Origin of the sequence: Rubinisphaera italica, from assembly GCF_007859715.1 — a bacterium.
GTDB classification, from domain to species: Bacteria; Planctomycetota; Planctomycetia; order Planctomycetales; family Planctomycetaceae; genus Rubinisphaera; species Rubinisphaera italica.
The window spans coordinates 4,960,150-4,985,230 of sequence record NZ_SJPG01000001.1 but is presented as its reverse complement, the minus strand read 5'-3'; the positions used below and the strand labels follow the sequence as shown (position 1 = coordinate 4,985,230).

Genomic DNA, 25,081 nt, shown 5'->3' with positions numbered 1-25,081 from the left:
CTCTCATCACTAATCTCTAACCTACGGTTTGGCTGGGCATTAATCGAGAGAGGAATAACGAAATGGGTTTTTGGAATCGGCGTGAGCGGATTGTGGAACGGCTGGCGGATTGGCGAGTGAGTGGAACGCATGTGGATGAGAGTTTGCTGCGTGTCGAGAATGTGGTGCTGGCTGGGCCGGAGTCTCGGAATGGGTATCGCTATGCAGAGGTAGCTTTGCGGGGTGCGGTGCCGTTGTATGAGGGGAAGCCGGTTTTTCTGGATCATGCGATCAATTCGAGTAAGCCTTATGAGCGGAGTGCGCGGGACCTGGTTGGTTCGGTGAGGAATGTCCGCTTTGAAGGAGATCGCGTGCGGGGAGATATCCATGTGCTCGATACGGATTCCGGGCGGACGTTTCTGGCACTGGCGGAAGCGGGGACGGCCAGTGTGGGGATGAGTCATGTTGTGTTGGCGAGCCGGAATCGGGAGAAGACGATTGTCGAGCGGATTGAAGATGTGATCAGTGTCGATGCAGTGGTCTTCCCGGCGACGACGAGCACATTTCGTGAACAGCATCAAGCAGGAGAGATGATTTTGGTATCGGGATCTTATGAGGCTGTTATCGAAGGTATTGATGAGGTGTTGGCTGGGGTGGATGAAACGCTGCAGCGGGTGGCGGTGTGGGATGGTTATGTGGCGGTGAGAGCCGAGGCTGATCCGTTTGAAATTCGGGAATGGTGGGAAGAGGAGTCGGGAGAGTTTGCGGTTTCGGAAGTTGTCCTGGAAGTAACGGAAGAGGAGTTGCAGACGGGTAACTGGTGGTCGCGGATTGGTATGGATGGTGATGATGATGGAGAAGAGTCGGTTGAAGAGACAGTGCAGGAGTTGCGGAGTCAGTTGAAGATGTTAATGGAGCGGAGTACGCCGACGAGTTGGTCACGTGGTGGGGGAGTTGGGTTGAGTGAGCGGGAGTTGTTTTTAAGGGCGATTCGAGGGTAGGTAGACAGCGGAAGACGGAAAGCGGAAAGCGGAAAGCGGAGGATGGGGGAGTAGTTATTGCGGGCAGAAGTTGATTGATTTTTATCGTCAAACTGTGGGCTTCTTGTGGACTTCGTCCACCCAGATAGCGGAGCTATCTGGGCCACCCGAGGATGGTGGAAGGTTGATTGTGGGTGGCTATGAACACTCTCACCTCTCCCCTCTAATCTCTAACCTCTACTGGCCTCTGGGCACTAGCCACTGGGCTATTGAGTTACGTTTAGGATTTTTCGTGTCAGGCACAGCCTGATCTACGGGTCCAGCTATTGCCAAATTTCGTGTACGTTCAGAGTTTTGGAGCAGGCAAACTGCCTGCGGAATAGCGATTTGAGGTTGACATTGAAAGCTCGAAAGAGCACTACGGATTGGGTTTTTAGAAAGGGTGTTTGGAGATGGGGAATCAGTTGCGGTTTCGGTCGGGGCAGGTGCAGTTGGTGAAGGTACGGGTGGATTCGGGTTCGGTGATTTCGGTCGGCGATCTGGTTTATCTGGATGGAGATGATGCGAAGCCGGGGAGTAGTTTCGCCTGGGATACAGACCTAGCGACGACGCAAGCGGCGTTTGCGGAAGTGTTTCTGGGAGTGGCTCATCAGCCTTCGGCAGCAGGCGAGACGGAGGCAATTTCAGTCGATGTGAGTCCATTTTCGGTTTACGAATTCGATGTGCAGACGGGGACGTATGAACTGGGGGATGTGCTGGGGCCAGATGAAGGATCGTCGACTTTGCAAAGTCAGCAATTGGAGAGTGTCGGTTCGGCTGGATTGGGGATTGCCCGTGCGATGGAGTTCAAGGCGAGTAACAGTGGGTTGCTGCGGGTGAGTTTTGCCTCGGCGTTTCATGCGGCTTCGGCGAATGTGAATGCGACTGTGGGGTAGTTAATAGTTAATAGTTAATAGTTAATAGTTAATAGTGATTGGGTTTCGGGGGTCGGTTGCTGGAATGGCTAGTGGCTAAGGGCTAGTGATGAGGGGGTGGGGCAGTTTGGGATGTGATTTCCCTGGGCACTCGGCACTGGGCTTTCTGTACTCTCACCTCTAATCTGATTTATGGAATGTTGATCTACTAAAGAGTGTAGATCGCGATTTTCGCTTTGTTAGTTAATAGGATGTCTCAATATGCGTGGGCAAAATGTGCGGGAGTTGGTGGAGTCTCTGGGGGCTGAGAAGTTCTATCGGAAGGCTTGTGATTTGTTGAATGAGAAGGAGTTGTCGGTTGATGACTTTAGTTATTACGAGTTGGCGGATGCGTGTGATGTACTGCCGCGTTTGCGGAGTGTGCAGGAGTCGATGCGTGGGGAAACAGCTTCGCTGGCGTTGTTGCGGGAGTCGAATCCTGGAGTGAGTACGCATCTGTTTCAGGTAATGTCGGGGGAGTTGATCGGCCGCAAGGTTCTGGAGGGGTATGAGAATAGTGATGGGTTTATTGGTGATGAGCTGGTGACAGTGGTGCCGAGTTCGTTGCGGAATCAGAAGCTGGCTGGTTTTCGAGCTTTGGCTGGGCCGACGGAAGTGGCGGAGGGGCATCCGTATGAGGAGTCGAGCTTCGAAGAGAAATATGTGACGACTGCGGAGGCGAAGCAGGGGCGGATTCTGTCGATCAATGAGGAGTTGATTGCGTTTGATCAGACGGGAGAGATCAATCGGCGGGCGATGGCATTGGGGCATTATCTGCGACAGGAACGTGAGCGAACGATTGTGCGTGGCGTGACAGATGCGGAGTCCGGATCGGGCAATTATGTGTATCGTCCGAATGGGAGCGGGAGTGCGTTGTATGCGACGGATGGTTCGCATCGTAACTGGGTGGGGGAAGGGAATACGACCTCGACTGATTTTGATGCGGCTGTGCCATTGGTGGACTGGACGGATGTTGAAGAGGTGCTGCATTATCGGGCGACAGAAGTGCGGGATGATCGGATGGATGGGACTTCGCGCCCGGTGATTGCTCCGGCCAAGTATGTGCTGGTGCCGGAGGCGTTGCGGGGGACGGCTCGCAGCATCGTCAATGCTACGGAAGTGACTCTGGTGAGCAGCGATGGCGAGATGACGATCGCGAATCCGTTCGGCGGGATGCTGAATGTGCTGAGTTCGCCGTTCATTGATGAGCAGAGCGGGACGGCGAATCGGGACTGGTACCTGGGTGATTTCAAGCGTCAGTTTGTGTGGACGGAAATTTGGCCGGTGCAGACGTTCCTGCAACGTTCGGAAAGTGAAGCGGCTTTCGAGCGGGATGTTGTGCTGCGAGTGAAGGCGCGGTACTTCGGGGGAATTTCGGCTGTGGATACGGCTTATGTCACGAAGGTGAATGGAGTGGCGAGTTAGAGGTTAGGGATTAGAGATTAGTGGTTAGAGAGGGGATAGGCCACAGGGCTTTTTTAAAGCGGAAGGTGGAAAGCGGAAAGCCGAAAGAGGTGATATTGTTACAGCGGTTCCGAAGCTCTCGGCTTTCCGCTTTCCCCTTTCGGCTTTCAATACACGGGCCTCTGGCCACTGGATACTGGGCATTCAAAAGGAGATGTGGATGAAGTTTTGTGGGAAGAGGGTGGTGGGGGAGTTTTGTCGGGGGGTGAGTTTGTCGCGGCCTGATGGGACGGTATGGGAAATGGAGATTCGTCCACTCCCGTTGAGTTTTCAGCGTTCGTTGCGGGAGCGGGGGATTTTGCAGCCGACGGCTCCGACGAAGGTGAGTCGGGATTCTCAGGGACGGGTTTTGCGGGATGGGGATGGACTGGCGGTTTTGCAGCGGGATGAGTCGGCTGCAGAGTATCTGCTGGAGTTGGAGAAATATCATCAGCGGGTTGCGGTGCTGGTGGTTTGGGAATGTTTGCGGGGTGATACACGGTATGAGTTTGAGACGCTGGTGCCGAGTTCGCGGGAGTCCTGGGTTTCGTTTGCGGACGCGTTTCATGAAGAGCTGGAGCAGGCGGGCTGGTCGTCGGGGGATGTGATCTGGTTTTGTGATCGGGTGGCGGAATTGAGTCATCTGGCGGGAGATCATGTCCAGGAGAGCCGTGCTGTTTTTTTCTGAATGGGGAGTCGAAGGCGGATCTCAACACGCCTCGCAGCTTGACTTATTGTGTGCTGCGAGTGTGTGAGCGGATGTCGCTTTCGGCGGAGCAGTTCTGGGCGTTGCGGTACGGGGAGCAGATGGAGCTTTTGGCTTATGAGCGGTTGCGGGAGCAGGAGGAATTGGCGGGTTTCGGGGTTCGGTAATCGGGGTTCGGGGCATTGAAGAACATTGCTAGGCAAGCCAGCAGTGGCACAAGTCTAATGAAATTGAGCGATTGACAGAGCGGTTCGAAGCGAGTCAAGCAGTCAAAGAATATTGAATAAGAGTAAACCACAGAGACACAGAGACACAGAGAGTTTTTACGAGGTTGAATAAAAATGGCAAATTGATCCGAAAACTGCATTTGCATTTGATAGTAAAAGTTCTCTGTGTCCTCTGTGCCTCTGTGGTTCAAAAATTCAAAGACCGTCTGGAGGTTGATTAATGAAGTTGTTTTATGGCCTTCAGAAATCAATTCAGTTTATTTAATAGGTCATATGACTTCTTAAACTTTTAAGTCCATTTCATACAGGTGAGATAGTAATCAATGGTCCGCACAGCGGACCCTACGGGGGTAGAGATGAGTGATTTGGAAGATCTTTCGGGGGTCGCGGGAGTTGAGCTGAGTGTTGAGGCGATTTATGGGATTCTTGAGCAGATTGATCTGGATATCTTGAATCTGGTTCGAGAGGGGAAATTGTCGGCTTTGAAGTATGCGGTGGGGACGGATCCGAAAGCGAGTGTGGATCGGGGGGCGAATTTGAAGGCGTTGATGCTGGCTCGGAAGCAATATGAAGAGTTGGTGCAGGAGAAGTTGAAACGGCAGGAGTTGGTAGAGCCTGGGTGGGAGGTTTCTCAGGGGGATTGCTCGCGCACCGGAATGGGTTAGGGCATGGGGGTGAGTGAAGAGTGGATCTTCTGGGGGCTTCGCTTCGCTGCGACCCCAGCCACCCTTAAATAAATTAATCCGCACAGCGGACCCTACCATCGGGAGACGAATGATGTTGAATGCGATTGTTAATAGTGATTTGAGTCTGGTGTTTTCTGATTTTGGGAAAGCGGTTGTGTATCGCGTTGTGGAGTCGAGTGTTGATGCGGCGTCGCTGGTGGTTGAGGAAGAGTTGACGGATGTGGAATTGCTAGCGATGCCAGGGCATGTGGATGAGCAGCGGTTGGATGTTGCGGATGGTCAGTCCCGTTCGGGCTTGATGGAGTTGGTGATTCGAACTGATGAACTACCAGAGGATTGTCCCTCTTTGACGGATCGCGTGCTAATGGAGGGGGAGGAGTATGCAATTGTGGATTTCCGGTTTGAGCAGGTGTTGGGGGTGGTTCAGTTGACGGTTCGTCGACGGTGAAATTTACAGAGTTCTGGGGGATTCATTGTGCTTCGACCCCAGCCACCCAGGTTAAAAGAAACACTGCTGGGCAAGCCAGCAGTGGCACACGCGGTGAACGCACAGGGATCGTGGGAATACCCGAGCCATGACTGACTCGGCTCGCCTGGACTCAGTTAAAGTTGGTGCGTCAAGACGCACCCTACGGAGGGTAGTATGAGTGTTTCAGTGGAATCAGACTTGGAGTCGTTGCTGGCGAGGTTGGAGGCTGGGCGGGGGCGGATTCGTGAAGGTCGGCGGCGGGGCTTGGTCCAAGTCGGTCAACAGGTGTTGAGGGATGTGATTAGTGAGCATCCGGTGGAGACGGGACGATCTCGGGCGGGATGGGGTGCAGCTTTGAGTTCTCTCGGGTTGACGACGGGAGATGGAGCGGGGGATGCGGGCGGGGAAGGGGAGGCCTCAGTGATTGAGGAGGCTGAGCAGACGGAGGTTGAGGCGATTAATTTTGTGGAGTATGAGCCGTTTGTGGAGTATGGCAGTCGCGGGCGGAGTGGGACGGGAAGTGTCCGAAGAAGTCTGGATGAGAATCGTAGCCAGGGTGCAGACATTGTGGGTGAAGAGATTGCTCGGGCCGCTTTCGAAGAATAATTCAAAGGAAGGTTTCCGATGGTGCAGTTGGGTTGCAGGAATCTGGTGCAGAGTTTTTCGGCGTTTTGGGATGATCAGTTTGCGGGTGGGTGTCCAACGATCTTTCCGGGGATGCAGGTGGATGCGTCGGACTGGAATAGCTGGGTGGAATTGCAGACGCCAGTGATTCGCGAAGTACAGCGGTCGCAGGTCGGTTTGCAGATGGTGCGTTTTTTTGTCGATGTGCATTGTTTTGTGCGACGGGATACGGACTTAAAGAAGGTGCACTTGCTAGTTGATGCGGTGCGGGAAGTGTTATCGAGATCGGTCTGGACGGTGCGGGATGGGACGTTGTCGGGGTTGCCAGTCATTGGTGCGGCTCGAATGGGGGAAACGGAAGTGCGGGATTTGTCGCGGATTGAACAGCGGGTGCTCGGTGGGGATTTGACGCACATGCTGGTGAGCAGCCGCGGGTTGGCTCAGTTAACTGGAGAAGGGGAATAGATGGCGGTTTCAAATCTGGTGAGGAATTTGCGGGATGCGGAGTTGATGCTGGTCGATGGGACCTCGCCGACGCCGTTGTCGTTGACAGTGGTGCTCGATGAGGGCGATCTGACCTGGACGGAGCGTCTGAATACGATTGAGGTGAAGGATCGGGGAAAAATCTCGGGAGGACATTTGCGACGAGGCGATGACGTCTCTGTGACGTTGTCGTTCTCTGCGAAATGGACGCAACTAATCGGTAAGAGCGCGAGTAGTGGGGATCCCCTTCAGTTGTATGAGTTTCTGACACTTGCTTCTGGGACAGAGGTCGTGAGTACCTCTGCTGATGGTGAGCAGGAAACGTTGACGCTTGTGTTTAAGGTTGTCGATCCGGCGGGTGTGGCGGGGGAGACGATTACGTTCGAGAAGGTGTATCGAGAGACGTTGAGCTTGTCGGAAGGGGATGAGTTTAATGTGATTTCGTTAACGGGACGATCGTTTGCGGTGGCACCGACGGTGGAGAGGTTGGTTTGAGGTTGAGGGTTGAAGAGGCTTCGGTGATCTTTTAGATCACTCTAACCTCTCATCACTCACCTCTAATCTCTATGAAGACGCGATTGTTTGGAGAAAAGTAATGGCTGGGTTTTCTGAGTCTTTGAGTATTCAGATTATGGGGGATAGTTCTGGTTTTCAGTCGGAACTGGATGAGGTGATTGAGCGGCTGGAGTCGTTAAATCAGTTGCTGGATCGGTTGGGAAGTTCGGGGAGTGCGTTCAGTCGACTGGGAGCAGATGCGCGTCGGATGTTGAGTCCACTGTCACAGGTTTCTTCGCGATTGCAGCAGGTGGTGAACCAAGTGCGGCAGCTGAGTGGGATGTCGGTTTCGATCAATGTCTCGCCGGCGTTGGCGGCTTTGAATCAGTTGAGTGCGGCGATAGCCCGAGTGGCGGCTCAGTTAGCATCTCTGTCGGGAAGTGGCGGGGGTGGTCGTGTTGGCGGTGGGATTCCGAATGTGCCGAATCCTGGAGGAGGTAATCCGAGTGGAGGATATTCAGGTGGCGGTGGTGGTCGGACATCAGGGTCGCGTCAGTTTGCAGGTGGGGGACTGGTGACAGGACGCAGTGGAATTGATCGGATTCCGGCGATGCTGACAGCGGGTGAATTTGTCGTGCAGAAGGCGGTCGTATCGCAATTGGGCTTGGCTCCACTGGAGGATGTGAATCGGGGAGTGGAGCGGAATTCGAATCGAAACCCCTCAGAGCAGCCGAGTGGTTCGCAGACGATTCATCAATACGGTGAGATTTCCGTGCATGTGAATGAGATGGCCGATGTGAGTGGGCTGTTGAGTGATTTGCAGTTGGAGGGGCATCGGTTGAGGAACCGGAGGGGGTAGAGGTGAGTGGTTAGAGTAGGGAGAAGGTTTTCAGAGGGCTTCGAAGTGGAAATCGAAACTTCGATAATTCTCGTACTTTCAACACTCAACCACACTGGCCACTCGACACTAGCCACTGGGCAATATGATTGCACGGCTCACAGAGCCGTGGCACGAGGACGTTTGAAGAAGGAAGAGTAATGGGAATGGTGTTTAAGCCCTCTGTGCGGAAGGGGGGAGAGTTTTTTGGGTTGCCGGGGCCGATCAGTAAGTTTCAGGTGCAGGATGCCTGGGATTATGAGCGGTACAAAGTGCTGCTCGAAGATGGTGATGGGACGGTGGGGATTTCGCGGAATGGAGTCGATATCACGATTCAGGGAGAAGTGGGAAGTATTGATGGGGAGCCGGTGCTTTCGGAAGTGGAGATGCTGGAAGCTCTGGAAACGCTGCGGACGGCATTGGATACGTCGGATGAGGAGTTGCTAGAGTTTTTTCTGTATCGGGATGATGAAGCGGAGGAGTATCGGTACTTTCGACAGTGTTCGGTTTCGCGATTTCGGTATGAGTTGTCGAGGCCGGAATTGTATGAGTATTCGTTGATTTTGCATGCGGATGATCCGGTGATGCAGACGAGCTGAAACACGGTGTGCAATTATTGCAGGTCAGGCTGAATCTATCTTTGACGCCGAATAAAACACTACTGGGCAAGCCAGCAGTGGCACACAGCGATCACCTCCAGGTCCGCACAGCGGCCCCCTACATTTGTGGCGAGTAGAAAGAAAAACGATGGGTTATCAGAGGCTGATTTTGCATTATGGATATGATCCGGAGGATTTTCTGGGGGTGTTGTCTCAGGGGGCGGTGAAGCGTTGCTGGTTTGAGTTGGATCGACTGGGGGGTTGCGGTGCGGGTGAACTGCGGTTGAATGAAGGGTTTTCAAATCGGGATGCGATTGAGCCGGGGCATTGGATTGCGTTTGAGTATTCGACAGGTGAGCGGTGGTATCTGGGACGTGTGGAAGATGTTGAAAGTGAATCACCAGCTGGGTTGCGAATTCGTTTGGAGGGGCCAGCGATTCAGTTGAATGAAGTTTTTCCGGGCTCGTTCACTGCGAAGTCGGAGGGTGTGAAGCCGCATCGGTATGGGCGGACGGATCAGTTTGGTCAGGATCCCGATTACGATCAGGAGTCTCAGGATTATGTGGTGAATTCGGCCGAGTTGATTCGCAAAATGATCGAGCAATACGTCGTTGGAAAGACGAACATTATTTATGATCCGGATCTGGTGGAGACGGGGCCGTTGGCGAATGATGTGACGACGATGAAGTTTCGGGGTGAGGAATCGGTGCGTAGTGTGATTAAGGACCTGGCGTTGCGGGCGCGGAATGCGACATGGGGAGTGGATGCGGAGCGGCGGTTCTTTTTTCGGCAACGGCGGGACGATGTACTGGCGGAATATCGGGAGCATCGCGATTTAACGAAGTTACAGGCTTCGCGGTCGCGGGAGTTATTGTTTAATCGGGTGATGCTGACGGGCGATTATGTCTACGATTTTCGAAATTATTCGTCGCAGCTGGCGCGGCGGTCGTATCGGTGGCGGGGGAATTATCGGCAGCCGACGAGTATCGATCAGCATGGGGAACGACGGATTCGAGTGTGGGTCCCCTGGATTCGGACGGCTGAGGATTCACGCTCGTTTGTCTCCGAGTTCTTTCGGATCTATTCGCAGCCAGTGACACGGTTTTCATTGCAGACAAAACCTCAATCGGTTTTGCCGTTGCCTTGGGAGGGATGTGTGAGGTTGAAGGATCGGAATCTGTCTGACTTGGAAGAATGTCCAGCGGAGCGTATTCGAGTGCTGTTTGATCATGCTCCTCAGTTTCAGATTGCATTGGGGCCTGGAGATCCGCGGGAGTTGTGGCCGGAGCCGCCGCACGATGAACGGTGGGAGTTGCCAGAGAAGAATTCGGGAAATGGCGATACGGATTTGACGAATTCGGAGCCGTCGTTGACATCGGTCAGTGGGAGTGGAGGTGGGAGCACAAATCCAGGATCGAGTTCGGCTGGTGAGAGTTCTGACAATGGATTTTCTGAGACCTCTGCTGCGTCCGACCACTCTCTGGGCAGCAGTGAGGATTCGATGGATTCGCAAACATCGTCTCATACTTCGTATTCCTCAAGTACTGCGGAATCCAGTAGCGGAATGGACGTGACGAGTTCAAATGGCGAAAGTTCTGAGCTTAATAGTTCTGAGATAGGTAGTTCTGGAAGTGGGGGTTCCTCAGTTGGAGAATCGGGTGAGAGTTCGATTGAAATTGTCAGCTCCGGGAATACGTCTGTCGGAGTTACGGATTTGAGTGGCGGGGCGACGAGTTCGAATCAATGGGATTCTTCTGGCAATTGGAATTCCGGTGGAGGAGGTTCGACTCTGATTTCTGACGAGAGTGATGAATCCACGTTTGCCAGCTTTGAGTCCTGGTAATGAATGTTTAGTCTTATTCGCCGAGCAGTGTCTGACCGACAAAGTTGTAAGGATAAAATGATGCAGGGAATTGAGGGGACATTTTTTCGAGGGACGACGGATCGTCAGCGGAAGGATGCAAATCTGAAGGGGAACTTTGCTGCTCCACACGGTAGTGCGTGCTGGTTAGTTGGCGGTGGCCCTTCATTGACGCAGGAGTTGGCAGATGTGATTGAGCGGACGCCGGTGCCGGTGATGGCGGTGAATTTAGCAGGGAGTGGAATGCTGAGACCGACGTTCTGGACCGCTTATGATCCGACGTCGCGGTTCTTGCGATCTGTGTATCTGGATGCGGGAATCACGAAGTTTGTCAATTTTCGACGGAGTTCGGATCTTGTGCCGGAGTCAACGTACAAAGTTTGTGAGTGTCCTAATCTGTATTTCTTTGAAGGCGAGCGAGAGCGGGGCTTTGATGACTTTCTGGATTGGGCTCACAACAGAATTGTTGATTGGAATGATAGTTTTGTGCAGTCCATCGACATTTTGTATCAACTGGGATTCCGGCGGATTTATCTGGCCGGATGTGAAATGCACATCAAGGTCTCTGCAGAAATGTGTAGCTATGCGACGAAGAGGGGAGTCTCCTTTGGGGAAAATGTTTCGCTGAGTGAATTTGTCTCAACCTGTGAAAAACAGGGAATCAGCTGTAAAGAGCTAGCGCAGTTGGAGTCAGCCCAGGTCTATCACTTCGATCAGGAGAAATCGCTGGCGGCTGCGGTGGCGACGGATGCTCATTATTTCCGTGTGTCCCAGTATTTGCGATTGTCGCGATTGTCAATGTCGCGAGCAGGATTGCAGTTGGTCTCGGTCACGCCGGGGAGCCGATTGAATGATTATTTTCCGTATCAGAATGTTGAAGAAGTCTTTGCTGAAGTTTGTGAGCGGGTGGGAAATCCCTCCGAAGAAGTGACGGCAGGATTGTATTCGATCACTGGTCCGCGACTGCCCAGGCTGGACTGGAAAATGCGTGACTTTCAACCGCTTCACTGGCCAGAAGAGAGGAGAGATTGTCATCGAGCTCGATGTGAGAAGAAGAGAGAACAAGAAGAGGGACAGATTCAGGATGAGGCAGATCTTGAAATTCGTGATCATGACAATGATCGACGATATCGTGAGAAACTATGCGCGTTGCAAGCTGCGAAAATCGAGATTCATGAAGAGGGATGATGCGGATGGCAGAGAATCTTAAAGAGATCACAGTGGTGATTCCTCAGCACAATTGCTGGTTTGAAACGGTTGCGTGTTGCTCTTCGTTATGGCGTCATCATCAAGAGAAATTTCGAATTGTTATTGTGGATGATGGTAGCGATGCGAAAAACCGTGGATATGCGAAGAAGTATTTGAATGCACGAGTGACGATCCTCACACAAAATCATCGCGGTGTAACCGCGGCCTGGAACAGAGGAGTCGCGGCTGTGGACTCCCGGTTCATAGTCCTGCTAAACAATGATGCCATGACCCTGGGGGCCTGGTTGCCGGAAATGCAGACGTTATTAAAAAGAAACGAGCATGGCCTGGCTGGGGCGGCTTTGCGATGTGAGAAGATGTTGGCGAAAAATCTTCGCAGGCATTGCCCTCATGGTGATGCGACATTTCTGGAAGGTTGGTGTCTGGGCTTTTCCAAAGCAACATTTGAAAACGTTGGTTGTTTTGACGAGTCGTTGAAGCTGTACTGGTCAGATACAGACTGGCAATTGAGGTGGTTGCAGTTGTTTAATCGCAACTCCCAGGATTTATGCCTGTTGAATCCGGGGCGAATCAGGCATCGCGGGCATCAATCGACCCAATGGTTGAGTGAATCGACACAATGGTGGAAAGAGGATCGAGAGCGGTTTCTGCTCAAGTGGCAGAAAGTGAAACATGAATTTGGAACTGTTCGATAGGATCGTGGTTTGAGTGGACTGGTGGCTTACGGTGAATTCCCGAAAGGAATATGATGCGGCTGATTCAGTATTGTAATGTGGGAAATATTGTGGGCGGCACGGCTGCATGTGCTTGGTCGGTGACACGGGCGTTACCCGATTTCGAGCATGTCGTGCTGTTTCGATCGCAGCCGACGTTGGAAACAAGACAAGCGTTTGAACATTGCAAAATTGCCTTTGTTCCACATCTGACAAGTGAAATACTGATGTCATGGCGAGCGGATGTCCTGATATTGCACAACATTTCGCCAGCAAATGTTTTTTGGGGACATGAGAAAAAGAATTTGCCCGTACGCGGACTGCAGTACATTCACTCTACTGGGGGAAGTCGAGCCGGCGCGGCGCGGATGGTCTGTTGTTCCGAGAGTCTGAAAGAGCAACTTGGCCATCCATCGATTGAGGTTTTAACACAAGGTGTTCCCGTCGCAGTCTCTGGGTCGACATGTCGTCGAGAGCAGAAGCGGTTTGTGGTAGGACGAATCTGCACTCCAGTGGACCGAAAATGGCCGACAGAGTTGCTGAGCTTTTATGATCGACTCGTAAAAATTCATCCTCAGATTGACTGGGCGTTTGTCGGTTGTCCGAAGTCCTTAGAACAATCTTTACGTGAAGTTTGTTGCGGGCGTGCCGTTTTTCATCGAGCGGAATTCAATGCCCGGAAATTACTGAGAGATTGGCATGTATTGCTCTATCATCATCCGAGTTTGACAGAATCGTTCGGGCGGACTGTTGCTGAAGCGATGCGTTGTGGGTGTGTACCAGTTGTGGATGATAAAGGTGGATTTCGGGAGCAAATCATTCCAGGAGCGGGTTACTTGTGTGGAAATGTGGAAGAGTTTTCAGCTGCGTTAGAGGAGTTGTTAATCCCCGAGAGATGGATCTCGCATTCTCAAAACTGCCAGAGCCATGCGGACGAGCATTTTTCCCTCCGATCATTTCGTCAGCGACTGCTCTCGCAGTTGATTTGCTTGTGAACTGCCTCGTTATCCAGAGATCGCATTGTTGAATTTACAATTTATTGTGGAATCACAGCAGTAATCAGACGGTATTTCCTTCTGAGAAAATTTCGCTAGGCGATTGTTAAGAAAATCCGTTATAAGTCTCCTCCCTCCTTATTATCCCACCGATCTCCTGCTATCAGGGCTTCTGATGTTCTATCGTGAATGCGGCTGGGACACTCTTGTGTTCCTGTGCACTACCATGATCTGCCTCTGTGCAAATCCAGAATTAACTTTAGGGCAACTTCACAAGCCTGAAGTGACCAAATTCCCGTATGAAATAATGCCTCCTCCCGCCCCGGGCGTTCAATGGGATCGAAATTCAGATTCTGAAATGCTTCCAGGGTTTCCCAAGCCAGATGATCGGCCTTCACCGCTCGAACTTTCGGACCCGAGTATTCCAGAAGCACTGTCTGGCCAACCCTACTCTTCATCTGTCCCGCAGCCTCCTGTTGCACTCCCTTTGCCGGGAGGACACACCTTTGAGTCTGGAAATGGTCCCTATTTTTCTGAAAATTATGGGACAACCGGGCAGGAACAGTGGCTAAATTCCCCGAGTGCGATGGGGAACTCCCAAAGTTACCCGACAGACGATTATTGCCTCGATGGATATTGCGATGACGGCAAGCCCTGGCAATGGACGCTGCTGCCGGCCGAAGTTCTCTACAAATCTTATCTGGGAGGCCCGCGCGAGCCTCGATTTGCGTCTAATATTGCCTACCTGAAGGGAACGGGCTGGATCTGGGAGTTGGAGTCGGGAGGGCGAGCTGGATTATTGCGATATGGAACCACGCGGCATCGATTTAACGAAGGCTGGCAGTTGGACATTTGGGGAGCGGCATTTCCCCGATTAAATTTTGTAGAAAGCTTGGATGTCGATGCCGTCGATTTTAAAGTGGGTGTCCCGATTACCTGGACGAAGGGACGATTTCAGGCCAAGATGGAGTGGTATCACATCAGTTCGCACCTGGGAGATGAGTTTTTATTGAAAAACCCAGGTTTTAATCGACTGGACTATCTTCGAGATTCGATCGTACTGGGCGGAGGTTTCTTTCCGACCCCTGATGTACGAATTTATGCAGATGCCGACTATGCCTACAATACAAACGGTGGAGCAGAACCCTGGCATTTTCAGTTCGGGGTCGATTATTCACCAATCTGCGTCTCAGAACATGGTATCCCGCAGCCTTTCATGGCTGTGAATGGACTCATCCGACAAGAAGTCAACTACAGTGGTGGCGTCAATTTTGTGGCGGGCTGGCAATGGCGAGGACACGAAAAGGACAGTTTGTTCCGTGCCGGAATTCAATATTATGCCGGTCAGTCGCTGCAACTTTCGTTTCTGAATGAATACGAAGAGTTACTGGGCTTTGGCTTGTGGTATGATTTTTAGGATTTAAGAAGTGCGCATAAAAAAATCTCTCTCAAAAGTTTGAGAGAGATTTGACCCCAGGGGGATTTGAACCCCCGTTATCGGACTGAAAATCCGTTCCCGATGAATATCAGTCCGGTGATCTCTTATTTGACACGTTCCATAATCTCACCCCGGCTTGCCGCTTCGAGTCTTTTTGCCGCGATTTCGCAGTACTCTTCAGACTGCTCAATCAGGACAGCCCGGCGACCCTGCAAGCTCGCAGCGACTCCCGTTGTTCCGCTTCCCGCGAATGGATCGAGAATCAGCCCATCGTCCGGAGCGACTCGCACAAGTTCTTTCAGCAGTTCCAGCGATTCCCCTCGATACAACCGGACCGAATCCGATTCGTAGTACGGTTTTTGATCAATTTCAGGCCAGCACATTTCCTCAGTTGACCGACCATTAGTTTTGCCTCCGTGCATCACTTTCACATTCCTTACAACTTTGGTTTGGTCAGTGTGTTGACCAGGCCATTGTTGAGGAGCCGGCGACGGGGAACAGCCGTCGCCGTGCTCCGACTTTCACATCAGATAAAACAGCCGCGTTCCATCGCCGCTGATTGAGATTGATCTGGCACCGAATTGCAGATCGGCATTCCAACCGAGGTCGATCGACCAGCGATCGACGCCGTTTGCCGTGATCGACTTGATCCGGGCGTTGCCCTGTTCGAGTTCTGGCGAATACCAGTTTCCCGCCGCATCGCGGACCGCTGGTTGCGATGGTTCGCCTTTGATTCTTGTTCGCTTGTCGATGTTTGATCCCGGTACCAGTGGCCAGGGAACCGAAATGTCGTCGGGAATTTCCACTTCCGATCGCCACAAGCCGACGAATGTTCCGAACTGATCATTCCAGGTGAGGCCATTCACATTGCCTTTGAGGTAGCCAATAATCGAATCATCAGCACCGCCAACGGCTGAACGATCTTCCCGCCATTCGGTGATTCGCAAATCGTTATCCAGAATCCCGCTGATCACTTGCCAGAGTGGCAGCGCACCAGGTGGAACTTCGCCAATGGTCATCGTCGGTTCCGGATAGACTACAAACTGGTCGCCGTCCTGATATCCGTAAACTTCGCCCGTATACATGGAATTGAAACCGATCCGACCGTCGGGCAGGATGAAAAAGCCGCCTCCGGATCCGTCCGGACCTGGTCGACCGTCGCCGATGAACGAATAACGTTCGTCGGCATGTTCGCTGGTTGCCATGATGGCCCCCGTTGAGCCATTGAAACGAATCAAACGCCCGTCGTAGAACTCACGATTCCAGAGCAGCAAATCTCCGTTGGGATACAGAAAATAAGCCGGCTCCCGGAGATTCGGCAAATATGATCGCGACCAGAGCAGCTGGCCATTGGGACGCATGACACCGAACTGGCTGCCGGATCCGACATAGATTGAGCCGTCGCTCCGGACCATTGGGCCGAGGTCCTCGGATCCCAGAATTCCAAAACCGGTCGGACGCGATTGCAGACCGCCAGCAACATCGATCGCGAGCAGCTCGCCGCCAGTGTTGTGAATTGTTTGAATCCACACGATCCCGGATCGAGCGGCCGCATTGATCACTTCCGTGCCATACGGGAAATCCCGCTGCAATAATGCGAACGATAAGCCGCCAGAATGCTCCCACGACGTGACGATGGGAACCAGGCTGGATAAATCGCCGCGATCTTCACTCGATTGCGTCACAGCCACCACGTGCGAACCGTTCGCATGCAGAAATGCAAATTCACGCGAATATAAATTCTCAGCCGTGGTCCCCTTCTCGATCGAGAACGAACCGCACGAATCGGAAAACGAGACCGACGCATCGACAGGACGTGAGTGTGCTATCCCATCGCCACGGGACCAGAGCAGCTGGCCGTTGGCCGTCGATCGGCAAAACAGGACCGGCAGCCGGGAACGGGATCCCGGAGAAAGGATCTCTTGTCGCGTTTGAATCGTTTTCATTAGTCCGACCAGGTGGGAGCCAGCAAGCGAAGACGTAGGCCTTGCCCGGGTGGCAATCCCAGATTGCTGATTTGTAACGGCTCGATCGTCTTGCCCGTCATTGAAGGGCCAAACATCAGATTGATAGCACAGTAAGTGAGCGGACCGCCGATGGCTTTCACATGCAGCGGATCCAGAATGCGGGGATGCGATCGCACGGCTGTGAGCAGCTGCTCTTTGGTCGCGTGTGTCGATAATGAAAACGCATGACTCGTTTCATCAATGACGAGCGTGCAATCGACCGTGCCATCGGGAAAGCCGTCGGCGTCGATCTGCTGAACCATCACCGGCCATTGCTCGGCGTGAATGATTCGCCAGGCCCCTTCCGACTGCACCGCAAACACCAATGTGCGATCGCACAAACGCAAGCCAGGCAGCGCGTGATAAATCGTTTCCTCGACTGGCAGTAAATTGCCGTATTCGTCGCGTTCGTCCTGGAAGATCAGTTGCGGCGTTTCCCCTTCGAACGGCTGTGCTTTCACGGCCACTGGTTTTTGTGGGGATTCCGGAGGCGCAGCCGATTCGAGCAGCTGAAACATTTTGAAGGGTGTCACCTGAAAGAATCGGCGCGGGGGATCCTTGGTCGATTCCCCGCTGATGATTCGATTCTCATAGGCGAGAACCGCTTCGCGTGTCCTGGCCGCATCCCGTTGTGAGAAAATTACGCCGCTCATGGCTTGCTCGAAATCTTTCCGGAAATGGTTCCCTCGCGTCCGTCGATCGAGCCGCCGAGGTTGCGGAATTCACAGGCGACCGAGGAATAAATCCGCCCGTAAAACAGCGAGCCCGAATGAATTCGAAGTTTGGTGAAGTGAAAGGCATCGCCCTCGAAGAATCCCAGGCCGACGTCGCCGTCGAGCTGCTCGTATTCGTTGCTGGAATTCGTGCCATTGATGACGAGTGCCGGCACACCGAGCTCGATGGCACCGCCGGTATTGTGGATCTCGACAAATACCTGATCGCCGCCCACATCGAATCGCATCCGTCCGGAACTCGATCCGTTGCCTTCGCCGATCTGGAGCAATTGTTGTCCATCCGGATCAACACCGATTTCGAGGGAGGTCGGCAAGTACTCCTGATATCCGCCTGCATTCATACGCGGCAAACCGATTGCGGCCGTGAAACGGGAGCGGTGCAACAATGCATCGAACACCAGGCGAATTGTGTGGGTGCCTCCTCCGTAATTGTTGATGGTGACAGGCACGCCAGCGAGCGTCAGTTTAAGCCGCAACGAATCGCGATCATATTCCGCGACTGTGTAAGCCTCGGCAATGTCGAGGCCGCCAGGCAGCGTGTCTGATGTCTTGACCATCAATGTTTGACCGACCCGGAAATCGGCCTGCTGGTCGAGAATCAATTCGTTGGTGGCCGGATCGACTGTAAATGTGATGCGTTGCCGTAATCCGTACAAACAGGGAATTCGACCCGATTCAAAAATGATGACGTCCCCGGAATTCGGGATCCGGCTTTCCCCGGTATCGACGACTCGCCAGTTGAGCGGATCATCAAAATGATTGGCCCCCGCTGAGCGGACCAGCTCGGAGGCCTGCAGGCGACCGCCTGGAATGTATTCGAGAGCAGCAATCTGAGAGTTCGTGAGATTGAGATCCGCCGCCGACATTGTGATAGGTCCGACGGACGTGTTGAAATCGAACAGCATTCCCGATGCGAGATCACCAATCACAAGGACATCGCCCGCTCCCAGGCCATCAAGTCCTTCGAGCGCGGTTTTGTTATCGGTTGCCGTGGCGTCGAATTCAATCGGTTCAGTCGTCACTGGCGCTAAGAACGTCGTCGATCCATCGATCGACGTTAATGTCAATTCATAGAATCCGAAATGCGGATCGCCCAGGACAAACAGGCGATATTGAGCCCCCACGGCTGGGGACCCTTTTTGTTGTTCTGTGATCAGGATAGACGCTCCGTTGGAACCGACCTGAATCCGGTACCAGGTCGCGGTTGAAAATTCTCCATTGGGATCAATTGGATCGAGATAGGAAGTCACCTGAATCAAGGCGACATCCTCGCCGGCCAGGTCGCCGTTGAATTCAATCTGCCAGGCGTTGAAAGCCAGGCCGGTGACAAAGACATTGCCATTGAGTGCAGCAATCTCATTGAGCGCCGTATGGATGGCCTGATCGTCGATCGGCAGATAGACCACACCAGCATTGCCCGAATGACGCAGCTCGATGTAACCGCCGCCCAGGGATTCGAAATCGTCGATGATCAGTTTTTGCCGCGTGTTCGAAACGGCTTCGTATGGTCGAGTGGTTTCGACCGAGGGCACCGGTGCGGTTCCGGCCAGCGTGTAGTTTTGCACGGATCCACTCAGAGCGGCCTGAGAGACAATCGAAAGGGTGAATGCGTTGCTCGATCCCGTGGCGGTCACTTCAAGTCCGGAGACGCCTGAGAGAGTACTGGCAATCTGAGCGGGTGTTTTATTCCAGAGGGTGGTTGTGGTCGCAAAGATGCCGCCGCCCAGACCATTCAGGTTCAAAATCCACGATCCTGAAGTCGGTGTGCCATCGATCACAATTGCAAGGGAAGTGACATAGCTGGTCTGATTGGTCAAATTCCCCTGAAACTCAGATCCAAAATACGCTTGATTCGGAAAGTTGAGGGAGATTTGTCCGGCCTGTCCGACCGTTTCCAGGATGATTCCCCACGTTCGCGAGAAACCACCGGAGTCGATCGCCTGGATCGTTCCGCCGTTGGCCGAGACCGAGAGAACCGAATTCCCGAACAGCGTCCGGAACCAGTTCTGAACCGTTTCAGCATTTGCATAGAAATCACCGTTCACAACATTGCCGCCGCCGGTCAGGGTGACGGTGCCCGGATTCGAAACCAACACCAATTGATATTGAGTCGTGTAGCGATAATCCGTGGTCGTGATCTGCTGATATCCCTGGTCGGCCACGCGGACGTTGACCGCTTTCAGATTGTTGATGACCTGCATCAACGCGACATTGCCGAGAGTGACGTCGAACTCACACAAGAAACCGCTGGCAAGTGTGCCTGACACTTCGACTTTGCCCGCTCCCACATTGGAGAGTGCTTCAAGTGCCGTCTGCAGATTCGCCGCCGTGAAACCGTAGTTGAGAGTGGCCGTCGTCTGCGTGCCAATTTTGATCGCCAGAGAACCGCCAAACACATCGCCTGAGATCGTGAGCTTTTGCTGTTGTCCGAGGCCTTCAGCTCCTCCGTTGATCGGTTCGATCCGTGCAACTGGATTGCCGGTTTCACCATTGAGCAGATACGGGAACCAGTACAACACCAGGTCGGCTGGAATGTTCGTAGCTCCAGCACGATCGCCGATCAGTTCGACATGCACTCGACCGGCAATCGCCGGATCATTCGTGATTTGATAATTGGCCGATCCAAAGTAGGCATCGAGCACTGTCACTGCAGCCGCATCGAACGCGACCGGTGCGTCATTGGTACCAGCAAAATGTTTGAGTGTCGCCCCTTCAAACAGTTGCAATGAACCTGGTGTGCCGAATGGGGCCCCCGTGTCTCTGACGATATCGATTTGCCAGATTGTGTTTTGCCGGATCGGAGACAATCCCGAAATGTCCGCCGTCATTAACGGCAGATCGGTTTCGGCAAGCGTTCCCATGAATTCGACATCGATCACCGTTGGACCGGTTTCACCATCACGATAATGCACTTCGAGTCTTGGCCCTTCTCCGTCGACGTATCCGACCGAATGATCTTCGAAGGTGATGTTGCCAGTCGTCGGGGCAATGCATTTGAAATGCAGCAGCACTTTCGTGAGGTCGCCATAGGAATCCATCAACTCCTGAATGATGGGAGCGAGTGTCGAAAGGACGATCGTGTTTGAGGAACCGTACAGCGTCGTGACGACTTTTGCCGTTGTCAGCGGACGTGTCAGCAAATCAGTATCATCCGCAATTGCCAAAGGGGACGCCTGGTCGATGGCTTGAATTTCAACCTTCACCGCCGCGTTCGGTGTTGAGCTGATGCGATTGAGAGTCAGTCGAGCCAGATCGAGATCGACGTTACCTGGCAGCGTCCCATTGAGATCAATCAACATGAACATGCTACTGACGATCTGACCGACGGAATCAATGCCATGGCCAATCTTCATGCCGCCAGTCGTCTCGAAACTTTCGGATGTTGCATAACCATCATCGGAATTGACCTTGGTTGTGCCGAACAGTTTTTGGAGTGGTCCGGTTTCGCCATCATCGGTGACGAACGTCACTTCGGAATTGTCCGCTCCCAATGCATCATCAAATGCGGTTTGATACTCGGCCTCATCCGCATCAAAATCGACCGGACCGATCGGCGTGCCGTCCAGTCCGTAAATGATGGCCCCAGATTCCGGAGCTCCTCCAATAATGATTCGCTGGATTTCGTTTTGTCCGGCGGAATAACTGCGGAGTGATTCAATGGAGACGTCAGCCGTTCCCCCACGAAGGTCCTCTCCGGAGAGTGTCAAATCGCTCACATTCTGACCGGCGAATTGCCCCTGGAATGTGACGCGAATCAATTCGTCGGAAACATCTTCCACAACCACATCGCCCTGGTTGATCGCATCCAGGGCTTCCAGTTCCGCCTGCAGATCGGACGCATCGAAATCATGATCGAGTGTGAATGATTCGCCAGCAAATAAGCCGTCGATGGTGCCCGATGTGGATCCGCTGAAATTGGCTTTGCTGATCAACACCACTTCGTTGAACGTGGATGAACCGCCGTAGTTGATCCACGCCAGAAACGGCACACCAGGTGTTGCGGCGGTGAGGAGGACTCCAGCATCGACAACAGAAGCACGTGCGGTTTTGAATTCGGGCGAACTGGCCGAATTCCAGCCGGCCGCGATCGTGGATTTGCTCCAAGTGTCGAACTCGATCGACTTGTTGGAAATGCCGATTTTGATGGATCCGGCAAAACCGGCTGGCGGATTCGGCAGCAGTGTTTGTTGGGCGACGTTGGGAGAATCGCCGCGATAAGTCAGACGTGACATATTAAAAATCCTAGCCTGTTTTGAGGGGGAGTACGGAAAAATCGAGAGCCTCACGAACGCGGAAATCCAAGATGACGACGTCGGCAAACTTTTCGGGATCGAGCTGGCCATCTTTTACCAGCTGCAGGAATCGGCCATCGGCATCGAGCAGCTGCGGTTCCACGGACGGGACACCATCGACTTTGATTTGTTGGAATTCATGTTTGATCTGATCTTCCAGTTGGGTACCGCCATTGCCATCGTCGACTTCGACTTGCACCGTGCGTTTGATCAATTCATAAAATCCACGATTGAGGATTCGCTTTTGCCAGCCTCCTGGACGGCTTTGCAATTGCATCCGGAGAGTACGGAAGCGGATTCCCTGATCGTATTGATAACGGCTGCAGCCGGCGGACTTGATTCGCAGTTCCCCTTTTTCGAACGTCTCGCCATCGAACCGGACGGCTCCGGAATTGACGACGCCGCCTGAGTACTGCCGAAACCATTTTGGTTTCTCGGCCACGGGCACTTCGATGTCGGCAATCAGGCCCGGCATTTCGACCAGGACCTCGGAGAGTGGTTCTCCGGTCACTGTCGTGAACGGTTTTCCGTCGAGATCTTTCGGGACGGCAACCTGATATTCAACGGATGACCAGTCGATTGACGGTGGTCGGTCGAGTGGGTTTTCTTTTTGATCGAACAGATCGTTTGTGTAGAAGGCTTCGCAATCCCATTCTTCGCCGGCTTTCGGTTTTTGAGTTGCGCGTCGTGAAACGCACCGCATCGTGGGATCTTCCAGTAGGGCTTCCCAGCGACGCGGAAAGAGCGGATATTCTTTGACCGTTTCGGCTGTGTCCCAGGCCGAGTCTGTGATGGCTCGGAATCGTCGGCGAAGTTCTTTCACGCCCGAGCGATCTTCGTTGAATTCATCGGCTGGTAATTCATGCCACGCAATGACACTCATGCGGTTCCTCCCCAATTGGTTGTTTCGGGACCGTCGCCGTCCTGCAGAGTCTGTTTGATCTGCGCGAGTGTGACATTGCCATCGAGCAGACCGGCGACCATCTGTGAGAGCAGTTGCTGATTCTTCTGTTCTGACTTCGGCTGAAAGGCCGCTGAGAGAACCGCGTTCAAACCTTCAGAGGATCCGAGTTCGACGGCTCGGTTCGTTTTATTGCTGGCGTTCTCGCTGGCCTCTTCGAGGCCGAGTGTTCTGGCCAGTGATGTTGATTCTTCTTCTTTGAATTTGTCGGCCGCGTCTTGCGAGACCAGGCCGGCATCGACCGCTTTGGTGAGCTGCTGCATCCGTTCTTGAAATTCAGCCAGCGGATCGGCTTGCCGATTCACCTGGTCGGCGAATTGTTCCAGATCTTTTTGGCCGTCGTCGCCGAGTACTTCGGTTCGCTTCATCGCGTAGGCGCGGTCGTACTGTTCGTTGGAGATGTCACCACGCTCCAGAGCGTCGTACAGATCGTTGGCGAACTGCTCGAACTTCTCTTCGGGAGTCTGGACGGAATCGAGGATTTGAGAAACGAATGAATCCTGTTCGTTCTTTTTTTGATCTCTTCTTTGATCTCTTCTTTGATCAAGCATCGCAGGATCAATTTGAGGACCGACAACCATTTCTGTTGGATCGGCTTCCGTCTTTTTTTTGCCGAGTTCATTGAATTTTGTTTGCAGGATATCCACATAATTGGCTGTCGTATCGAGCCGGTTTTGCGTGTCCTCCAGTTCTTTCTCAGCGACTTTCAGAACCTTGTTTCCAGGCAACGTGAGCCAGCTCGCGTTAAGTCGATCGACCTCTTTCTGAGCTCCCTTCACGCTCGCTTCATAGCCCTGTAACTCTTTTTTTGCCATTTGAAGCTCGCGAGCCAGAAAACCGCGTTTTGCCTTGGGATCGGAGAACGTTTCGGCTTTTGCGAGTGTCTCATTCTGCCTTTTGCTGGTGCGATCATTCAACTTTTTAGTGAGCTCATCCCCACGTTCCATTTCTTTATTCAGCGCACCGAATTTGTCTGATAATTGCGAGACCAGCATGATCACACCAACAAGCGCCATCGCTCCCAATGCAATCCCGAAACCGGTCATCAGAACCGTTGCCGAGGTGAGAACAACCTTAACAGCACCGATTGCCGTCGCCAGACCTTTCATTACAAATCCCGCCGCTGAGACAGACGCTCCCAGGACAACCAGTCCGCCGCCGAGTGCCGTAACAGATCCCAGGACAGTCAGCAGCGACTGGTTAAGTTCTTCATTCTTTGAGATCCATTCGGACGTTTTGCCCAATACCGTCGTAAGATCCTGAATAAACGGCTCTAACACTGGCGTGAGCGATTCGCCGAGCTGAATCATCGAGCCTTCCAAGGCCGAGAGCATGATGCGGATTTTGCCGCCAAGGTTGTCGTCCATTGCGGCGGCCGTCTTTGCGGCGGCACCGCTGACATCATTGAGCTTGTCAGCCAGGCCGGTGACACCGCCAGCTGTTTCAGACAACACGTTTGCCGACGTAATACCCAACAAACCGAAGGCCGCTGCCATCTTTTCCGTTCGCTCGGCAACGGGCATGTTTTTCGTGGCTTCGTTGATTTCATCGAGAATTTGAATCAACGGTTTCAGATTATTAGCCGCATCAACGTTGGAGACACCGAAGATTTTCTCCAACTGTTCGCCGGATCCCGCTGAGATCACACCGAGACGACGCAAGGCCGTTCCAGCTTCCGAGCCCTGGATGCCGACGTTCCCCAACACGCCGAGCAGGGCAACCGTGTCTTCAAAACTCATTCCCAGAGATTTGGCCACCGGTCCGGCGTATTTCAGCGATTCGCCGAGGCCTTCGACGGTGTTGAACGTGCTGTTTGCGGCGAGCGTGAGTACATCGGCGACTCTTGCCGCGTCTTCGGCTCCCAGGCCGAATTGTCGGATACTCGAGGCCATGATGCCGGCACTAATCGCCGCTTCAGTGCCGGTGGCTCTTGACAACGCGAGAACCGATTCGGTCATCTTGTCGACCTGGCCGGCGGTAAAACCGGCCCGGCCGAGTTCGGTCATGATTTGTGCAACTTGCGTCGCCGTAAAACTGGTTGTGGCCCCGAGCTGCTTGGCCTTGGCTCTGAGCATTTCCAGATCGTTTGCCGAGGCGTTACTGACGGCTCCCACCGCTGACACCTGATCTTCGAACGTCGAAAGCGTCGTAATGACCGGAATCAGCCCAGCGGCGGCCAGAGATCCGCCCAGGACCATATTGCGTCCGATGGTCATCGTCTGAGCGCCAAAGGCTTTCAGACGATTGGCCACGCGCGTGAGTGCCTGCTCGGCTTTGGTCGTTTTGGCGTACACCTCGACATAGGCGCCGCCAGCTCGTGTGTCTCTGGCACTCATGTTGGTCGAGCATCC

22 protein-coding genes are annotated in these 25,081 nt (G+C 53.2%); 16 read left to right on the top strand and 6 right to left on the bottom strand.

The features are described 5' to 3' along the window. Nucleotides 1-62: 62 nt before the first annotated feature. From Pan54_RS19050 to Pan54_RS18975, 16 genes are all read left to right on the top strand, one after another. Complete coding sequence (locus tag Pan54_RS19050) at nucleotides 63-980, top strand: hypothetical protein (protein WP_146504995.1); 918 nt, start codon at nucleotides 63-65, stop codon at nucleotides 978-980. A 431-nt stretch (nucleotides 981-1,411) separates the two neighbouring features. Further along, a complete protein-coding gene (locus tag Pan54_RS19045) occupies nucleotides 1,412-1,894 on the top strand; it encodes a hypothetical protein (RefSeq protein WP_146504994.1) in 483 nt (160 codons plus the stop codon). 240 nt (nucleotides 1,895-2,134) lie between these two features. Next, nucleotides 2,135-3,337, top strand: coding sequence for a phage major capsid protein (locus tag Pan54_RS19040; RefSeq protein ID WP_146504993.1), 1,203 nt, complete (start codon nucleotides 2,135-2,137; stop codon nucleotides 3,335-3,337). Between the two features lie 199 nt (nucleotides 3,338-3,536). Further along, nucleotides 3,537-4,043, top strand: a complete 507-nt coding sequence (locus Pan54_RS19035) for a hypothetical protein (RefSeq protein ID WP_146504992.1) — start codon at nucleotides 3,537-3,539, stop codon at nucleotides 4,041-4,043. Nucleotides 4,044-4,644: 601 nt separating this feature from the next. After that, entirely contained in the window at nucleotides 4,645-4,953 is a 309-nt protein-coding gene (locus Pan54_RS19030) for a hypothetical protein (protein ID WP_146504991.1), read from the top strand. 109 nt (nucleotides 4,954-5,062) lie between these two features. Beyond that, nucleotides 5,063-5,422, top strand: coding sequence for a hypothetical protein (locus tag Pan54_RS19025; protein ID WP_146504990.1), 360 nt, complete (start codon nucleotides 5,063-5,065; stop codon nucleotides 5,420-5,422). A 195-nt stretch (nucleotides 5,423-5,617) separates the two neighbouring features. Then, a complete protein-coding gene (locus tag Pan54_RS19020; RefSeq protein WP_146504989.1) occupies nucleotides 5,618-6,049 on the top strand; it encodes a hypothetical protein in 432 nt (143 codons plus the stop codon). 18 nt (nucleotides 6,050-6,067) lie between these two features. After that, entirely contained in the window at nucleotides 6,068-6,532 is a 465-nt protein-coding gene (locus Pan54_RS19015; protein ID WP_146504988.1) for a hypothetical protein, read from the top strand. Next, nucleotides 6,533-7,045, top strand: a complete 513-nt coding sequence (locus Pan54_RS19010) for a hypothetical protein (RefSeq protein ID WP_146504987.1) — start codon at nucleotides 6,533-6,535, stop codon at nucleotides 7,043-7,045. 100 nt (nucleotides 7,046-7,145) lie between these two features. Continuing rightward, a complete protein-coding gene (locus tag Pan54_RS19005; protein ID WP_146504986.1) occupies nucleotides 7,146-7,904 on the top strand; it encodes a hypothetical protein in 759 nt (252 codons plus the stop codon). A gap of 179 nt (nucleotides 7,905-8,083) precedes the next feature. Continuing rightward, the gene (locus Pan54_RS19000) at nucleotides 8,084-8,521 is read left to right on the top strand and encodes a hypothetical protein (protein WP_165441861.1); all 438 of its coding nucleotides are present in this window, start codon (nucleotides 8,084-8,086) and stop codon (nucleotides 8,519-8,521) included. A gap of 148 nt (nucleotides 8,522-8,669) precedes the next feature. Further along, nucleotides 8,670-10,364 (top strand): hypothetical protein, encoded by a 1,695-nt coding sequence (locus Pan54_RS18995; RefSeq protein WP_146504984.1) that lies wholly within the window; start codon nucleotides 8,670-8,672, stop codon nucleotides 10,362-10,364. A 60-nt stretch (nucleotides 10,365-10,424) separates the two neighbouring features. After that, a complete protein-coding gene (locus Pan54_RS18990) occupies nucleotides 10,425-11,570 on the top strand; it encodes a hypothetical protein (protein ID WP_146504983.1) in 1,146 nt (381 codons plus the stop codon). 5 nt (nucleotides 11,571-11,575) lie between these two features. Then, the gene (locus tag Pan54_RS18985; protein WP_165441860.1) at nucleotides 11,576-12,286 is read left to right on the top strand and encodes a glycosyltransferase family 2 protein; all 711 of its coding nucleotides are present in this window, start codon (nucleotides 11,576-11,578) and stop codon (nucleotides 12,284-12,286) included. A 50-nt stretch (nucleotides 12,287-12,336) separates the two neighbouring features. Next, nucleotides 12,337-13,299, top strand: coding sequence for a glycosyltransferase family 4 protein (locus Pan54_RS18980; protein WP_146504981.1), 963 nt, complete (start codon nucleotides 12,337-12,339; stop codon nucleotides 13,297-13,299). A 307-nt stretch (nucleotides 13,300-13,606) separates the two neighbouring features. Beyond that, nucleotides 13,607-14,716, top strand: coding sequence for a DUF1207 domain-containing protein (locus tag Pan54_RS18975; RefSeq protein WP_165441859.1), 1,110 nt, complete (start codon nucleotides 13,607-13,609; stop codon nucleotides 14,714-14,716). Nucleotides 14,717-14,841: 125 nt separating this feature from the next. Here Pan54_RS18975 and Pan54_RS18970 read toward each other — a convergent pair whose 3' ends face one another. The 6 genes from Pan54_RS18970 to Pan54_RS18945 all read right to left on the bottom strand — a co-directional run bounded on the left by Pan54_RS18970 (nucleotide 14,842) and on the right by Pan54_RS18945 (nucleotide 25,066). After that, on the bottom strand, nucleotides 14,842-15,159 hold the full coding sequence (locus Pan54_RS18970) for a DNA methyltransferase (RefSeq protein WP_146504979.1): 318 nt from the start codon (nucleotides 15,157-15,159) through the stop codon (nucleotides 14,842-14,844). A gap of 99 nt (nucleotides 15,160-15,258) precedes the next feature. Then, nucleotides 15,259-16,683, bottom strand: a complete 1,425-nt coding sequence (locus Pan54_RS18965; protein WP_146504978.1) for a hypothetical protein — start codon at nucleotides 16,681-16,683, stop codon at nucleotides 15,259-15,261. After that, nucleotides 16,683-17,396: a hypothetical protein gene (locus tag Pan54_RS18960; RefSeq protein WP_146504977.1), complete on the bottom strand. Its 714-nt coding sequence runs from the start codon at nucleotides 17,394-17,396 to the stop codon at nucleotides 16,683-16,685. Before Pan54_RS18960 ends, Pan54_RS18965 begins: the two co-directional genes overlap by 1 nt. Further along, a complete protein-coding gene (locus Pan54_RS18955) occupies nucleotides 17,393-21,709 on the bottom strand; it encodes a hypothetical protein (protein ID WP_146504976.1) in 4,317 nt (1,438 codons plus the stop codon). Before Pan54_RS18955 ends, Pan54_RS18960 begins: the two co-directional genes overlap by 4 nt. Nucleotides 21,710-21,719: 10 nt before the next feature. After that, nucleotides 21,720-22,652 carry a hypothetical protein gene (locus Pan54_RS18950; protein ID WP_146504975.1) on the bottom strand — a complete coding sequence of 311 codons (933 nt, stop codon included), beginning with the start codon at nucleotides 22,650-22,652 and terminating at the stop codon, nucleotides 21,720-21,722. Beyond that, nucleotides 22,649-25,066 (bottom strand): phage tail tape measure protein, encoded by a 2,418-nt coding sequence (locus tag Pan54_RS18945; protein ID WP_146504974.1) that lies wholly within the window; start codon nucleotides 25,064-25,066, stop codon nucleotides 22,649-22,651. The genes Pan54_RS18950 and Pan54_RS18945 overlap by 4 nt, the downstream gene beginning before the upstream one ends. Nucleotides 25,067-25,081: the final 15 nt, after the last annotated feature.

What these genes read in the sequence shown, in the direction of transcription:
- Pan54_RS19050 (WP_146504995.1), top strand. Translation starts at nt 63, where the DNA reads ATGGGTTTTTGGAATCGGCGTGAGCGGATTGTGGAACGGCTGGCGGAT.
- Pan54_RS19045 (WP_146504994.1), top strand. Translation starts at nt 1,412, where the DNA reads ATGGGGAATCAGTTGCGGTTTCGGTCGGGGCAGGTGCAGTTGGTGAAG.
- Pan54_RS19040 (WP_146504993.1), top strand. Translation starts at nt 2,135, where the DNA reads ATGCGTGGGCAAAATGTGCGGGAGTTGGTGGAGTCTCTGGGGGCTGAG.
- Pan54_RS19035 (WP_146504992.1), top strand. Translation starts at nt 3,537, where the DNA reads ATGAAGTTTTGTGGGAAGAGGGTGGTGGGGGAGTTTTGTCGGGGGGTG.
- Pan54_RS19030 (WP_146504991.1), top strand. Translation starts at nt 4,645, where the DNA reads ATGAGTGATTTGGAAGATCTTTCGGGGGTCGCGGGAGTTGAGCTGAGT.
- Pan54_RS19025 (WP_146504990.1), top strand. Translation starts at nt 5,063, where the DNA reads ATGATGTTGAATGCGATTGTTAATAGTGATTTGAGTCTGGTGTTTTCT.
- Pan54_RS19020 (WP_146504989.1), top strand. Translation starts at nt 5,618, where the DNA reads ATGAGTGTTTCAGTGGAATCAGACTTGGAGTCGTTGCTGGCGAGGTTG.
- Pan54_RS19015 (WP_146504988.1), top strand. Translation starts at nt 6,068, where the DNA reads ATGGTGCAGTTGGGTTGCAGGAATCTGGTGCAGAGTTTTTCGGCGTTT.
- Pan54_RS19010 (WP_146504987.1), top strand. Translation starts at nt 6,533, where the DNA reads ATGGCGGTTTCAAATCTGGTGAGGAATTTGCGGGATGCGGAGTTGATG.
- Pan54_RS19005 (WP_146504986.1), top strand. Translation starts at nt 7,146, where the DNA reads ATGGCTGGGTTTTCTGAGTCTTTGAGTATTCAGATTATGGGGGATAGT.
- Pan54_RS19000 (WP_165441861.1), top strand. Translation starts at nt 8,084, where the DNA reads ATGGGAATGGTGTTTAAGCCCTCTGTGCGGAAGGGGGGAGAGTTTTTT.
- Pan54_RS18995 (WP_146504984.1), top strand. Translation starts at nt 8,670, where the DNA reads ATGGGTTATCAGAGGCTGATTTTGCATTATGGATATGATCCGGAGGAT.
- Pan54_RS18990 (WP_146504983.1), top strand. Translation starts at nt 10,425, where the DNA reads ATGCAGGGAATTGAGGGGACATTTTTTCGAGGGACGACGGATCGTCAG.
- Pan54_RS18985 (WP_165441860.1), top strand. Translation starts at nt 11,576, where the DNA reads ATGGCAGAGAATCTTAAAGAGATCACAGTGGTGATTCCTCAGCACAAT.
- Pan54_RS18980 (WP_146504981.1), top strand. Translation starts at nt 12,337, where the DNA reads ATGATGCGGCTGATTCAGTATTGTAATGTGGGAAATATTGTGGGCGGC.
- Pan54_RS18975 (WP_165441859.1), top strand. Translation starts at nt 13,607, where the DNA reads ATGCCTCCTCCCGCCCCGGGCGTTCAATGGGATCGAAATTCAGATTCT.
- Pan54_RS18970 (WP_146504979.1), bottom strand. Translation starts at nt 15,159, where the DNA reads ATGCACGGAGGCAAAACTAATGGTCGGTCAACTGAGGAAATGTGCTGG.
- Pan54_RS18965 (WP_146504978.1), bottom strand. Translation starts at nt 16,683, where the DNA reads ATGAAAACGATTCAAACGCGACAAGAGATCCTTTCTCCGGGATCCCGT.
- Pan54_RS18960 (WP_146504977.1), bottom strand. Translation starts at nt 17,396, where the DNA reads ATGAGCGGCGTAATTTTCTCACAACGGGATGCGGCCAGGACACGCGAA.
- Pan54_RS18955 (WP_146504976.1), bottom strand. Translation starts at nt 21,709, where the DNA reads ATGTCACGTCTGACTTATCGCGGCGATTCTCCCAACGTCGCCCAACAA.
- Pan54_RS18950 (WP_146504975.1), bottom strand. Translation starts at nt 22,652, where the DNA reads ATGAGTGTCATTGCGTGGCATGAATTACCAGCCGATGAATTCAACGAA.
- Pan54_RS18945 (WP_146504974.1), bottom strand. Translation starts at nt 25,066, where the DNA reads ATGAGTGCCAGAGACACACGAGCTGGCGGCGCCTATGTCGAGGTGTAC.